The 12,282-nt window shown below is 70.6% G+C and carries 12 protein-coding genes; 7 read left to right on the plus strand and 5 right to left on the minus strand.

The window, feature by feature from the left end:
• Window positions 1–25 precede the first annotated feature (25 nt).
• Complete coding sequence (locus tag ACZ4D5_RS20250) at window positions 26–1,705, minus strand: ABC transporter family substrate-binding protein (RefSeq protein WP_467773746.1); 1,680 nt, start codon at window positions 1,703–1,705, stop codon at window positions 26–28.
• A 214-nt stretch (window positions 1,706–1,919) separates the two neighbouring features.
• Between ACZ4D5_RS20250 and ACZ4D5_RS20255 the strand changes: the two genes are divergently transcribed.
• The 3 genes from ACZ4D5_RS20255 to ACZ4D5_RS20265 are packed head-to-tail and all read left to right on the plus strand — an operon-like array spanning window position 1,920 to window position 5,870.
• On the plus strand, window positions 1,920–2,903 hold the full coding sequence (locus ACZ4D5_RS20255) for an ABC transporter permease (RefSeq protein ID WP_467773747.1): 984 nt from the start codon (window positions 1,920–1,922) through the stop codon (window positions 2,901–2,903).
• Window positions 2,904–2,934: 31 nt separating this feature from the next.
• Window positions 2,935–3,828, plus strand: coding sequence for an ABC transporter permease (locus ACZ4D5_RS20260; RefSeq protein ID WP_467773748.1), 894 nt, complete (start codon window positions 2,935–2,937; stop codon window positions 3,826–3,828).
• A complete protein-coding gene (locus ACZ4D5_RS20265; RefSeq protein WP_467773749.1) occupies window positions 3,825–5,870 on the plus strand; it encodes a dipeptide ABC transporter ATP-binding protein in 2,046 nt (681 codons plus the stop codon). The genes ACZ4D5_RS20260 and ACZ4D5_RS20265 overlap by 4 nt, the downstream gene beginning before the upstream one ends.
• A 24-nt stretch (window positions 5,871–5,894) precedes the next feature.
• On the opposite strand, the gene ACZ4D5_RS20270 is transcribed toward ACZ4D5_RS20265, so the two are convergent.
• From ACZ4D5_RS20270 to ACZ4D5_RS20285, 4 genes are all read right to left on the minus strand, one after another.
• Window positions 5,895–6,218 (minus strand): DMT family transporter, encoded by a 324-nt coding sequence (locus tag ACZ4D5_RS20270; protein ID WP_055700431.1) that lies wholly within the window; start codon window positions 6,216–6,218, stop codon window positions 5,895–5,897.
• A 114-nt stretch (window positions 6,219–6,332) separates the two neighbouring features.
• The gene (gene rsgA, locus ACZ4D5_RS20275) at window positions 6,333–7,343 is read right to left on the minus strand and encodes a ribosome small subunit-dependent GTPase A (RefSeq protein WP_467773750.1); all 1,011 of its coding nucleotides are present in this window, start codon (window positions 7,341–7,343) and stop codon (window positions 6,333–6,335) included.
• Window positions 7,344–7,360: 17 nt separating this feature from the next.
• The gene (gene aroA / locus ACZ4D5_RS20280; protein ID WP_467773751.1) at window positions 7,361–8,686 is read right to left on the minus strand and encodes a 3-phosphoshikimate 1-carboxyvinyltransferase; all 1,326 of its coding nucleotides are present in this window, start codon (window positions 8,684–8,686) and stop codon (window positions 7,361–7,363) included.
• A 115-nt stretch (window positions 8,687–8,801) separates the two neighbouring features.
• On the minus strand, window positions 8,802–9,524 hold the full coding sequence (locus ACZ4D5_RS20285; RefSeq protein WP_467773752.1) for a M50 family metallopeptidase: 723 nt from the start codon (window positions 9,522–9,524) through the stop codon (window positions 8,802–8,804).
• A 49-nt stretch (window positions 9,525–9,573) separates the two neighbouring features.
• Here ACZ4D5_RS20285 and ACZ4D5_RS20290 point away from each other — a divergent pair, with 49 nt between their 5' ends.
• The 4 genes from ACZ4D5_RS20290 to rsrA all read left to right on the plus strand — a co-directional run bounded on the left by ACZ4D5_RS20290 (window position 9,574) and on the right by rsrA (window position 12,246).
• Window positions 9,574–10,389: an SOS response-associated peptidase gene (locus ACZ4D5_RS20290; RefSeq protein ID WP_467773753.1), complete on the plus strand. Its 816-nt coding sequence runs from the start codon at window positions 9,574–9,576 to the stop codon at window positions 10,387–10,389.
• A 1-nt stretch (window position 10,390) separates the two neighbouring features.
• Complete coding sequence (locus ACZ4D5_RS20295) at window positions 10,391–11,026, plus strand: alpha/beta hydrolase family protein (protein ID WP_467773754.1); 636 nt, start codon at window positions 10,391–10,393, stop codon at window positions 11,024–11,026.
• Window positions 11,027–11,257: 231 nt separating this feature from the next.
• Entirely contained in the window at window positions 11,258–11,941 is a 684-nt protein-coding gene (locus ACZ4D5_RS20300; RefSeq protein ID WP_467773755.1) for a sigma-70 family RNA polymerase sigma factor, read from the plus strand.
• On the plus strand, window positions 11,938–12,246 hold the full coding sequence (rsrA, locus tag ACZ4D5_RS20305; protein WP_467773756.1) for a mycothiol system anti-sigma-R factor: 309 nt from the start codon (window positions 11,938–11,940) through the stop codon (window positions 12,244–12,246). The genes ACZ4D5_RS20300 and rsrA overlap by 4 nt, the downstream gene beginning before the upstream one ends.
• Window positions 12,247–12,282: the final 36 nt, after the last annotated feature.

Genomic DNA, 12,282 nt, shown 5'->3' on the forward strand with positions numbered 1-12,282 from the left:
GGCGTGAAGTGGGCGTACGGGGCGGCTACTTGAGCCAGCCCACCTTCAGGTAGTCCCGGTCCGCCAGGCCCTCCGCGCCGAAGTTGGCGAGGCCCGAGCGGACGGCGTAGATCTGCGGGCGCTGGTAGAGCATGAAGGAGTGGCCGAGCTTCCAGATCTCGTTGTCCGCCTCGTTGTAGAGCTTGACGGACTCGGCGCGGTCCGTGGTCTGCGCGGCCTTGGTGAGCAGCTCGTCGATCTTGGGTGAGCCGACCGAGCCGAAGTTCTGGAAGAGGTTCTTGCCCTGGGGCTGCCGGTAGGTGCCGTAGGCCATCGAGAGGTAGACCTGGTCGACGTTGCGGAAGCTCACGAGGTCGAAGTTGCCGGTGTTGACGTACTTGTTGAAGTAGTCGTTCGACGGGACGCGCTTGATGTCGACCTTCACGCCGACCGCGCCGAGCTGCTGCTGCACGATCTGCGCCTGGTCGACCGAGGCGGACACCGCGTCCGCGTCGATGACGTACTCGAGCTTCAGCTGCTTGCCGCCGCGGGTACGGGTCTCGCCCTCGCCGCCCTTCCAGCCCGCCTCGTCGAGCAGCCTCTTCGCCTTCTCGGGGTCGTACGTCGCGTACTCGCCCGAGTTCTTCTGATAGCCCTCCTGGTTGGGCATGAAGAAGTGGTTGTCCAGGGTCCTCAGCTCGAAGCCCAGGTCCTTGGAGAAGGAGGCGTTGATGCCCTTGCGGTCGATCGCGGCCTGCAGGGCGTTGCGCACCTTCACGTCCTTCAGGGCGCCGTGCGCGCCGTTGAAGGTGATGTGCACCTCGTCCCAGCGCGCGCCCCGGCGGATGTCGGTGTTCTCCGCCTTGTGCAGGCGCTTGTAGTCCTCGGGCAGGATCGCGTTGGTGTAGTCGATCTCGTTGTTCAGGTACGCGTCGGTCTTGGCCCGGGTGTCCATGACGCGGAAGACGATCGAGTCCAGCTTGGGCCCCCGGCCCCACCACTTGGGGTCGGCGACGGCCGTGATGGACTGCGCCGTCTTGTCGTACTTGCCGATCCTGAAGGCGTTGCCGGTGATCGGGGCCTTCTCCGCCCAGCCGCCGTTGAACTTCTTCGGGGAGTCGATGTAGTCCGCCGGGTACAGCGGGTCGAACAGGCGCTGCCAGTCCGCGTACGGCTTGTCGAAGGTGACCCTGACGCCCTGTGCGTCCTTGCCCTTCTCGACCTCGGAGATCTGGTCGTAGCCGGAGGTGTCGACCGCCTCGTAGGCCTTGTCCGAGCCGTTCAGGGCCTTCCACTGCGCCTCGAAGTCCCGCCAGGACAGCGGCTTTCCGTCCGACCACCTGGCCTTCGGGTTGAGCTGGTACTCGACGACCTGCGGGCTCGTGGACACCACCTTCGCCGAGGTGAGGAAGTCCTTGTTGATGTGGTGGGCGCCCTTGGCGTCCGAGAAGAAGAGGTCCGGCAGGACCAGGCTGATGATCGACTGGGCGTCGCCCTGCTGGCCGTCGACCTGGTTGATGTTGTACTGCGTGATCCACTGCTCGATGCCGATGCGCAGCGAGCCGCCCTGCTTGATGTCGCTCAGCGGGCGGGGGTTGATGTCCTGCCCGTCCGCCGCGGGGCCCGCCTTCTTCTCGGGCGCCTCGTCCTCGGAAGAGCCGCAGCCCGCCACCACCAGGGTGGCCGAGAGGGCGGCGGCTATCGCGGTTGCGGTGGATCTGCGCATGGGTCTGGTCTTCCTTCGGACTGCGGTGCTGAGCGGGCGAGTTCAGGGCCGACCGTAAGCCCGCGCGATCACGATCGGACCGCTGTCGATATGACTGACATGCGCTCTTCACGCTGCCGCAACAGTTGCTGATCATGATGGCTTCCGTACGCCGATGACCTGCACGTCCGGTGCTTGGCCCGGCCCCAGAGACCCTGACTGGAGGGCGAGTACCGTGTCGGCCTACTTGGCCAGACGGCTGGGCTACTACGTGGTTCTGCTGCTGGCCGCCGTCTGCCTGTCCTATCTGCTCGCCTCGTACGCGCTCGATCCGCGCGCGTACTACGAGGGCAGGCAGCCGCCGCTCTCGCCCACCGCGGTCGACCACCACCTCACCGCGATCGGTGTCAACGACGAGGAGCCGCTGCTCGGCAGGTTCGCGACCTGGGCCGGCCACGCGATCCGTGGCGACCTGGGCCGGACCATCGACGGGCAGTCGGTGGGCGAGGAGTTCGGGCGGCGGCTCGGCGTGAGCCTGCGACTGCTGGTCGTGGGGACGATCGGCGGGACCGTGCTCGGCGTGCTCATCGGCGCGTGGACGGCGGTGCGGCAGTACACGTTCTCCGACCGGGCTGTCACGCTCGCCTCCTTCGCGCTGCTCTCGACTCCCGTGTTCCTGCTGGCCGTTCTGCTGAAGACCGGGGCGATCTGGTTCAACCAGGCCACCGGCACGGACGTCATCCAGTTCACCGGCGAGAAGAGCCCCGGCGTCGACAGCGGCTTCCTCGCCGTCCTGAAGGACCGCTCGGTCCATCTGCTCCTGCCGACGATCTCCGTGGCGCTCGGCGCCATCGCCGGCTACAGCCGCTACCAGCGCAGCGCCATGCTCGACGTCCTCGGCTCCGACTATCTGCGCACCGCGCGCGCCAAGGGGCTGACCCGGCGGGCCGCGTTCCTCAGGCACGGCCTGCGCACCGCCCTCATCCCGATGTCCGCCTTCTTCTCCTACGGCTTCCTCGGCCTCTTCACCGGTGCCACCTTCACCGAGACGATCTTCGGGTGGCACGGCATGGGCGAGTGGTTCATCGGCTCCATCAACAAGAACGACATCAACTCCGTCGTCGCCGTCAACATCTTCGCCGCCGTGGTCGTGCTGCTCTCCGGCTTCCTCGCCGATCTGCTGCACGCCGCGCTCGACCCGCGCGTGCGCCACGCGTGAGTGGGGGTAACGACCTGATGGGAACGGTCCGATGACCGCCGTCCGCACGCGCCGCTTCCTGCGCGCCCCCGGGGTGCTCGCGGGAACCGCGGTGCTCGCGCTGCTCTTCCTGTTCGCCTTCGTCGGCCCTCACGTCTGCGGCTGGTCGTACAGCGAGATCGACTACACCGCCCTGCGCTCGGGGCCCTCCGCCGAGCACTGGTGGGGCACCAACCGCATCGGCCAGGACGTCTTCGCGCAGACCGCGCGCGGCCTCCAGAAGTCGCTGCTCATCGGCCTGCTGGTGGCCTTCTTCGCCACAGGGGTGGCCGCGCTCGTCGGGGCCTGCGCCGGGTACTTCGGGGGCTGGGTCGACCGGAGCCTGATGTTCCTGGTCGATCTGCTCCTGGTCTTCCCTGCCTTCCTGATCATCGCGATCGTCTCGCCGCGCCTGAAGAGCGGCGGCTGGCTCGCCTTCGTCGGGCTGCTCGCCGTCTTCGGCTGGATGATCACGGCGCGCGTCGTGCGGTCGATGACGCTCTCCCTCAAGGAGCGCGAGTTCGTGCGCGCCGCCGTGTACATGGGGGTGGGGCCCTTCCGGATCATCTGGCGGCACGTCGTGCCGAACATCGCGTCCTTCCTCATCATCGACGCGACCATCGCGGTCGGCGGCGCCGTGATGAGCGAGACCGCGCTCTCGTACTTCGGCTTCGGGGTGCAGCCGCCGGACATCTCGCTGGGCACGCTGATCGCCAACAACACGGCGGCGGCGATCAGTTACCCCTGGATGTTCTTCTTCGCCGCGGGCCTGCTGGTGCTGTTCGTGCTCGCGGTGAACCTGGTGGGGGACGGGCTGCGGGACGCGCTCGATCCGACGTCACGCACGAAGCGGGCCAAGCGTGCCGTGCCCGAGAAGCGCGCCGAGCGCGAGAAGGAGATGCGATGACGAGCGCGCCCGTGCTCCAAGTACGCGATCTGACCGTCGACTTCGGGGGAGGTCCCGCGGTCCGCGGCGTCAGCTTCGACCTGCGTCGCGGCGAAGTCCTCGGCCTGGTGGGCGAGTCGGGCTCGGGCAAGTCCGCGTCCGCGCTCGCCGTCCTCGGCCTGCTGCCCGACCAGGCGGCGGTCGGCGGCTCCGTGCGCCTGGACGGCACGGAACTGCTCGGCGCCTCCGACCGCGAACTGTCGCGCGTACGGGGCGGACGCATCGGGATGGTCTTCCAGGACCCCCTGTCCGCGTTCACGCCCGTGCACCGCATCGGCGACCAGATAGCCGAGGCGGTCCGCGCCCACCAGGACGTGTCGAAGGAGAAGGCGCGCGAGCGGGCCGTCGACCTGCTCGACCTGGTCGGGATCCCCGAACCCCGGGCGCGGGCCCGCTCCTTCCCGCACGAGTTCTCCGGCGGCATGCGCCAGCGCGCGATGATCGCCATGGCGGTCGCCAACGACCCCGACGTGATCCTCGCCGACGAGCCGACCACCGCCCTCGACGTCACCATCCAGGCCCAGGTCCTGGACGTCCTGGACACCGCACGGCGCGAGACGGGCGCCGCCCTGCTCCTGGTCAGCCACGACCTCGGGGTGATCGCGGGCGCCGCGGACCGGGTCGCCGTGATGTACGCGGGGCGGATCGTGGAGACCGCGCCCGTCGACGAGCTCTTCCGGCGGCCCCGGATGCCGTACACGCTCGGCCTGTTGGGCGCCGTCCCGCGCGTGGACGGGGCGGGCCCGGACGTCCTGGTGCCGGTGCCCGGCGCGCCGCCCGCCCCCGCCGAGCACCCCGAGGGCTGTGCCTTCGCGCCGCGCTGCCCGCTGGCGGAGGAGCGGTGCGGCAAGGGCGGGCCGCCCTCGCTCGACGAGGCGGGGCGGGACCATCTGGCGGCGTGCCTGCGGGCCGACGAGGTCGCGGAGCGGCGGCTCGGGCCGCTGGACGTCTTTCCGGTGCCGGAGCTTCCGGAGCCCGCCCCCGTGGAGAGCGACCGCGCCCCCGTGCTGCGGGTGCGCGGCCTCACCAAGACGTTCCCCGTGCTCAAGGGCGCGGCCTTCAAGCGCCGCGTCGGCAGCGTGTACGCCGTCGACGGCGTCGACCTCGACGTGCGGCGCGGCGAGACCCTCGCGCTGGTCGGGGAGTCGGGATCGGGCAAGTCGACGACGCTCTTCGAGCTCCTGGACCTCGCGGCGCCGCAGGGCGGTGACATCGAGCTCTTCGGGCGCCCCGTGGGGGAGTTGGGCAGGGCGGAGCGGCAGGCCCTGCGCGGAAGGGTGCAGATCGTCTTCCAGGACCCGCTCGCGAGCCTCGATCCGCGGATGACGGTGGGCGACATCGTCGCCGAGCCGCTGCGCGCCCAGGGGGCCGCGAAGCGGGACATCGCCGCCCGGATCCCCGGGCTCCTCGAACAGGTCGGCCTCGACCCCGGCCACGCCTCCCGCTTCCCCCACGAGTTCTCCGGCGGTCAGCGCCAGCGCGTCGGCATCGCGCGGGCCCTCTCCGTCGAGCCCGACCTGCTGGTCCTCGACGAGCCGGTGTCGGCCCTCGACGTCTCCGTGCAGGCGGGGGTGCTCAATCTGCTGCGCAGGCTCAAGGCCGAGCTCGGCCTCGCGTTCCTCTTCGTCTCGCACGACCTGTCGGTGGTCCGCCACATCGCCGACCGCGTGAGCGTGATGTACCTGGGGCGCACGGTGGAGACGGGAGCGGTCGAGGACGTCTTCGAGCGGCCCCGCCATCCGTACACCCAGGCGCTGCTCTCCGCCGTGCCCGTGCCCGATCCCGTACGCGAACGGGCGCGCGCCCGGATCCTGTTGGCGGGCGACCCGCCGAGCCCGACGCGGCGCCACGAGGGCTGCCGGTTCCGGGCCCGCTGCCCCGTCCACGCGGCCCTCGGCACGGACGCGGAACGGGCCCGCTGCGAGACGGAGGTGCCGGTGGCCGCGGAGGGCGAGGGGCATGCGGCCGCGTGCCACTTCCCGAAGGCGCGGGAAGTGGTGTGAACCGCCGGGCCGGGTGTGCCGGTCTCAGTGCGCGGAGCCGGACAGCTGCAGACCGATCACGCCGATGATGACGAAGGAGATCGAGACGATCTTGAGCGTGGAGACCAGGTCGCCGAGGAAGATCATTCCGTAGATCGCGGTGCCCGCGGCGCCGATGCCCGTCCAGACGGCGTACGCGGGCCCGACGTCCAGCTTCTTCAGGGCGAGGGTGAGCAGACCGAAGCTGCCGAGCGCGAAGGCGGCGAACGCGATCGTCGGCCAGAGCCGGGTGAAGCCGTGCGAGAGCTTCAGACAGACCGCGAAGCCGGTCTCAAGAATGCCCGCCACGATGACCAGCAGCCACGCCATGCTGTCCCTGCCTCCCGCAGTAGTCCACGATCCGCGACCGCTTCGTCTGGCTTGAATCCGGCTTGGTGCGATTATGCATTTACCTTTGCCGTCAGGGCGTAAACAACGGGCAGGTCAGTCGCCGTCGCGCCGCTCCCGGGTCGCGAGCAGCCTGCGCAGGGAGTAGAGGCGGGCCGGGTCCGCGTGCCCGTCGGCCACCCAGGCGTCCAGGGCGCAGTCCTTCTCGTCGTGGCTGCAGCCGCGCGGGCAGTCCACCGTGCCCGGCTCCAGGTCGGGGAAGGCGAGGATGACGCGCGACGGGTCGACGTGGTTGAGCCCGAAGGACCGCACGCCCGGGGTGTCGATCACCCATCCCTCCGCGCCCGTCAGGGGGAGCGCGAGGGCGGAGGTGGTGGTGTGCCTGCCGCGGCCCGTGACCGCGTTGACGTGCCCGGTGGTGCGCCGCCGCTCCTCCGGCACGAGCGCGTTGACCAGCGTCGTCTTGCCGACACCGGAGTGCCCGACGAACGCGGTGACCTTGCCGTCGAGCAGTTCGTGCACCCGCGCGAGCTCCGCGCCGTCGGTGAACTCCTCGCGGCTGGTGACCACGTAGGGGATGTCGAGCGCGGCGTACGTCTCCAGGAGCTTGTCGGCCGGGGCCAGGTCCGACTTGGTCAGGACGAGGATGGGCTCCAGGCCGCCGTCGTACGCCGCCACGACGCACCGGTCGATCAGGCGCGGGCGGGGCTCGGGGTCGGCGAGCGCGGTGACGATGGCGAGCTGGTCGGCGTTGGCGACGACCACGCGCTCGTACGGGTCGTCGTCGTCGGCGGTGCGCCGCAGGACGGAGGAGCGCTCCTCGATCCGCACGATGCGGGCGAGGGTGTCCTTCTTGCCGGACAGGTCCCCGACGACCGCGACCCTGTCGCCCACCACGGCGGCCTTGCGGCCCAGCTCGCGGGCCTTCATGGCCATCACGACCCGGTCCTCGACCAGGACGGTCAGGCGGCCCCGGTCGACGGTGAGGACCATGCCCTCGGCCGCGTCCTCGTGCTTGGGCCTGATGTGGGTGCGGGGGCGGTTGCCCTTGCGGTTGGGGCGGACGCGGATGTCGTCCTCGTCGGGGTTCTTGCCGTAGCGGCGCATGGTTCTCGATCCGCCCGTCAGTTCCCGAGCATCCCGGTCCAGAGGTCGGGGAAGTCCGGGAGCGTCTTCGCCGTCGTCGCGACGTTCTCGATCTGTACGTCCTTCACCGCCAGGCCGATGACCGCGCCCGCGGTCGCCATGCGGTGGTCGTCGTACGTGTGGAAGATGCCGCCGTGCAGCCGGCGCGGGCGGATGTGCAGCCCGTCGGCCGTCTCGGTGACGTCACCGCCCAGTTCGTTGATCTCCTTGGTGAGCGCGGCGAGCCGGTCCGTCTCGTGCAGGCGCAGGTGCGCGACGCCGCGCAGCGTCGAGGGGGAGTCCGCGAGGGCCGCGACCGCCGCGATGCCGGGGGTGAGCTCGCCGACCTCGCTCAGGTCCGCGTCGATGCCGTGGATCGAGCCGGAGCCGGTGAACACCAGGCCCTGCTCGGTCAGCTCGCAGGAGCCGCCCATCTCCGTGAAGATCTGGCGCAGCGCGTCGCCGGGCTGGGTGGTGCGGGTCGGCCAGTCGGGGATCGTGACCGTGCCACCGGTGACCAGGGCGGCGGCGAGGAACGGCTGGGCGTTCGACAGGTCGGGCTCGATGGTCAGGTCGCGGCCGAGCAGGGCACCGGGGGTGACCCGCCACACGTTCGGCTCGCCGCCCGACTCCGGCTCGTCGACCTGGGCGCCGACCGAGCGCAGCATGTCGACGGTCATCCGGATGTGCGGCATGGACGGCAGGGCGCCGCCCACGTGACGTACCTCGACGCCCTGGTTGTAGCGCGGGCCCGAGAGCAGCAGGGCGCTCACGAACTGCGAGGAGGACGAGGCGTCGATCTCGACCCGGCCGCCCTCCAGGGCACCGCCGCCGTGCACGGTCAGGGGGAGCGCGCCGGGGCTGCCGACGGAGGTGTCGTCGATGCGGGCGCCGAGCACGCGCAGGGCGTCGATCACGCCGTGCAGGGGGCGCTCGTACGAACGGGGGTCGCCGTCGAAGCGGATCGGGCCGTCGGCGAGGGCGGCGACCGGGGGCAGGAAGCGCATGACCGTGCCGGCGTTGCCGACGTCGACCGTGGCGGGGCCGTGCAGGCCCGAGGGGATCACGCGCCAGGCCTCGCCGGAGCCGTCGGGGCCCACGCCCTCCTCGATGCCGACGCCCATCGTGCGCAGGGCGCCCGCCATCAGCAGGGTGTCGCGGGAGCGCAGCGGGCGGCGCAGCCAGCCGGGCTCGGCGGCCAGCGCGGCCAGGACCAGCGCGCGGTTGGTGACCGATTTCGAACCGGGGACGTGAACCGTCGCGGTGACGGCTCCGCTCGCGTGCGGGGCGGGCCAGAGGGCGGTGTTCGCCGGGGTTTCGGTCATGCCTTCACTTTAGTGGCTGCCGGTGGCCCGGAATCTTGATCAAAAGTGGTGAAACCCAGGCGAAACAGAGAACTGGTAGAGACCTCGTCCCGGAGGTGGCGGCCGCTCACACGTCTCACACGTCGAGCAGCCAGCGCCCGCCGCCCATCAGGGAGCACAGCGAGACCGCGTGGAAGAGGAAGAGCCACATCCCCGCGGGGACGTGCGTGAGCCGCGACAGCTGGTCCGCGTCCGAGTCTCCCGCGCCCCCGCGCCTGCGCTTGGACTGCAGCTCGAAGGCGGGACGTACACCACCGAGGAGCAGGAACCACACCACCGCGTACGCGAACGCGGCCTGGACGTCCGTGCCCGCAAGCCAGGAGACCACCAGGAACGTGCCGCCGGTCAGGACCACGGTCAGGGCGCCGTACGCGTTGCGGATCATCACCAGCATCGCCACGAGCAGCGCGGTCGCGATCCACAGGAACGCCGTGATGCGCCCGGAGGCGAGCAGGGCCGCGCCGCCGAGGCCGAGCAGCGGCGGCGCCGTGTAGCCGGCGGCCGCGGTGAGGATCATGCCGAGGCCCGTGGGCTTGCCGCGCGAGACGGTCAGGCCGGAGGTGTCGGAGTGCAGCCGGATGCCGTCGAGGCGGCGCCCGGTGAGCAGCGCGACCAGGCCGTGGCCGCCCTCGTGCGCGATGGTGATGGCGTTGCGGGCGAGGCGCCAGATGCCGTGCGGGACGACGACGGCGAGGGCGGCGACGCCGGCCGCGATCACCAGCCACTGCTCCGGCGCGGCCTGCGTACCGAACACACGGTCCCAGAGGTCGGCCAGGCTGGCGTTGGCGGTGCTTTCCATTGCTCGGACGGCTCCCTCGGGTCGTACGCGGTCTGGCAGTCTGGCACGTATGTGCGGACGGTATGCATCCAGTCGTAGGCCCGAGGATCTCGCGGGGATCTTTGAGATCGAGAAGTGGGAGCCGGAGGAGGCCCTGGCACCCGACTTCAACGTGGCGCCCACCAAAGAGGTCTACGCGGTACTGGACCGTCCCCTGAAAGACGCCGAGGACCCCCGTCCGGTTCGCCAGCTGCGCACGCTCAAGTGGGGCCTCGTGCCCTCCTGGTCCAAGACGCCCGAGGGCGGCGCCCGGATGATCAACGCCCGCGCCGAGACCGTCCACGAGAAGCCGTCCTACCGCCGCGCCTTCGCCACCCGGCGCTGCGTCCTGCCCGCCGACGGCTATTACGAGTGGGTGACCGCGCCCGACGAGCGGCAGCTGGAGGTCGAGGGCAAGAAGAAGCGGCCCCGCAAGCAGCCCTACTTCGTGACGCCCGCCGACGGCTCGGTCTTCGCCATGGCCGGGCTCTACGAGTTCTGGCGGGACAGGACCCTGCCCGACGAGCACCCCCTGGCCTGGTGGGTGACGTGCACGGTGATCACCACCGAGGCGGAGACCGCGCCCCTCGCGGTCGGCCCCGAGGAGGGCCCGCGCTCGCTGGCCGACATCCACCCGCGGATGCCGCTGATGCTGACGCCGGACCGCTGGGACGCCTGGCTCGACCCGTCCCGCACGGACGTCGAGGACCTGCGCACGCTCCTGGAGCCGCCGGCGCACGGGCTGATGCGGGCGTACCCGGTCTCCACGGCCGTCAGCAACGTACGCAACAACGGTCCGGAGCTGCTGAAGGAGCTGGAGGGCCCCGAAGAGGGCACACTCTTCTGACGTGACCAAGAGCGAGATCATCCAGACCGACGCCGGTGAGGCGAGGATCACCTGGCACGCGGCGAAGAAGGCCCGCCTCGTCCTCGCCGTCAGCCACGGCGCGGGCGGCGGCATCGAGGCCCGTGACCTCCAGGGCATCGCCGCCGCGCTGCCCGCCCACGGCGTGACCGTCGCCCTCGTCGAGCAGCCCTGGCGGGTCGCGGGCAAGAAGGTGGCGCCCGCGCCGAAGACGCTGGACGTGGGGTGGCGGGGCGTCTGGCCCGCGCTGGCGAGGAAGGGGCTCCCGGTGATCTCGGGCGGCCGCAGCGCGGGGGCCCGCGTCGCCTGCCGCACCGCCACCGAGCTGGGCGCGGCGGCCGTGCTCGCCCTCAGCTTCCCGCTGCACCCGCCGGGCAAGCCGGAGAAGTCCCGCGCGGACGAGCTGCTCGGCGCGGGGGCGCCGATGCTCGTCGTGCAGGGCGGCAACGACCCCTTCGGGAAGCCCGCGGAATTCCCCGACGGGCCCTACGAGCTGGTGGAAATCCCGTACGGAGATCACGGTTTCGCTGTGCCGAAACGGGCGGAGATCTCGCAGGAGGAGGCAGTGAAGCGCATCACGGACGCCGTGACGCGCTGGGCGGGAATGTTGAGCGGGTGACCTCTGTTGTGGCGAACAGATGGCAAACGCCGTCGCCAGCTGTTCGTACGAGAGGGAGTCCGCCGCATGGGTTCGACCATCTGCCCGAACCGCTCCACGTCGTCTGACCTGGAGTGGACGGTGCTGAGCGCACCCAAAACCGCATCTATTCGGGCGGCGCGGGGCACGGGTCGTCGTCTATCCTCCGATTCGAGTGGGGCTGGTTTCGGCCTCACCCCGTCGTTGGAGGAGGTGGGTCCGGTCACTGGGACCGACGCAGGGACCGAGCACGGTCAGGCGGAGCAGCCCCGAGAGAGTGCGGAGAAGTCCGAGACGGCCGCGGAGCGCACGGCCCGCTTCGAGCGGGACGCCCTGGGCTTCCTCGACCAGATGTACTCGGCGGCGCTGCGCATGACGCGCAACCCGGCTGACGCGGAGGACCTGGTGCAGGAGACCTACGCGAAGGCGTACGCGTCGTTCCACCAGTTCCGCGAGGGCACCAACCTCAAGGCGTGGCTGTACCGCATCCTCACGAACACGTTCATCAACTCGTACCGCAAGAAGCAGCGCGAGCCCCAGCGCAGTGCCGCCGAGGAGATCGAGGACTGGCAGCTGGCGCGCGCCGAGTCGCACATGTCCACAGGTCTGCGCTCCGCCGAGTCGCAGGCGCTTGACCACCTGCCCGACTCGGACGTGAAGCAGGCGCTGCAGGCGATCCCCGAGGAATTCCGCATCGCCGTCTATTTGGCGGACGTAGAGGGCTTTGCGTACAAGGAGATCGCGGACATTATGGGGACACCCATCGGTACGGTGATGTCCCGACTGCACCGGGGCCGACGCCAACTGCGCGGCATGCTGGAGGACTACGCCCGTGAGCGCGGGCTGGTCCCGGCGGGTGCCGGGGAGTCGAACGGAACGAAAGGCTCGGGCTCATGAGCTGCGGAGAGCCGCACGAGACTGACTGCAGTGAAGTCCTGGACCATCTCTATGAGTTCCTGGACCACGAGATGCCGGACAGCGACTGCACCAAGTTCGAGACGCACTTCGAGGAGTGCTCTCCGTGCCTGGAGAAGTACGGTCTCGAGCAGGCGGTCAAGAAGCTGGTGAAGCGCTGCTGCGGCCAGGACGACGTGCCCGTCGACCTGCGGGCCAAGGTCATGGGGCGCATCGACCTCATCCGCTCCGGGCAGGCCGTGCCGGACCAGGACGTCACGCAGGACGTGACGGCTTCCGAGGCCTGAACCAGCCGGAACACGCCGTGAGAAGCCTCAACTCCC

It is taken from the genome of Streptomyces sp. NPDC025651 (assembly GCF_055558735.1).

What these genes read in the sequence shown, in the direction of transcription:
- ACZ4D5_RS20265 (WP_467773749.1), top strand. Translation starts at nt 3,825, where the DNA reads ATGACGAGCGCGCCCGTGCTCCAAGTACGCGATCTGACCGTCGACTTC.
- aroA (WP_467773751.1), bottom strand. Translation starts at nt 8,686, where the DNA reads ATGACCGAAACCCCGGCGAACACCGCCCTCTGGCCCGCCCCGCACGCG.
- rsgA (WP_467773750.1), bottom strand. Translation starts at nt 7,343, where the DNA reads ATGCGCCGCTACGGCAAGAACCCCGACGAGGACGACATCCGCGTCCGC.
- ACZ4D5_RS20285 (WP_467773752.1), bottom strand. Translation starts at nt 9,524, where the DNA reads ATGGAAAGCACCGCCAACGCCAGCCTGGCCGACCTCTGGGACCGTGTG.
- rsrA (WP_467773756.1), top strand. Translation starts at nt 11,938, where the DNA reads ATGAGCTGCGGAGAGCCGCACGAGACTGACTGCAGTGAAGTCCTGGAC.
- ACZ4D5_RS20290 (WP_467773753.1), top strand. Translation starts at nt 9,574, where the DNA reads ATGTGCGGACGGTATGCATCCAGTCGTAGGCCCGAGGATCTCGCGGGG.
- ACZ4D5_RS20270 (WP_055700431.1), bottom strand. Translation starts at nt 6,218, where the DNA reads ATGGCGTGGCTGCTGGTCATCGTGGCGGGCATTCTTGAGACCGGCTTC.
- ACZ4D5_RS20250 (WP_467773746.1), bottom strand. Translation starts at nt 1,705, where the DNA reads ATGCGCAGATCCACCGCAACCGCGATAGCCGCCGCCCTCTCGGCCACC.
- ACZ4D5_RS20260 (WP_467773748.1), top strand. Translation starts at nt 2,935, where the DNA reads ATGACCGCCGTCCGCACGCGCCGCTTCCTGCGCGCCCCCGGGGTGCTC.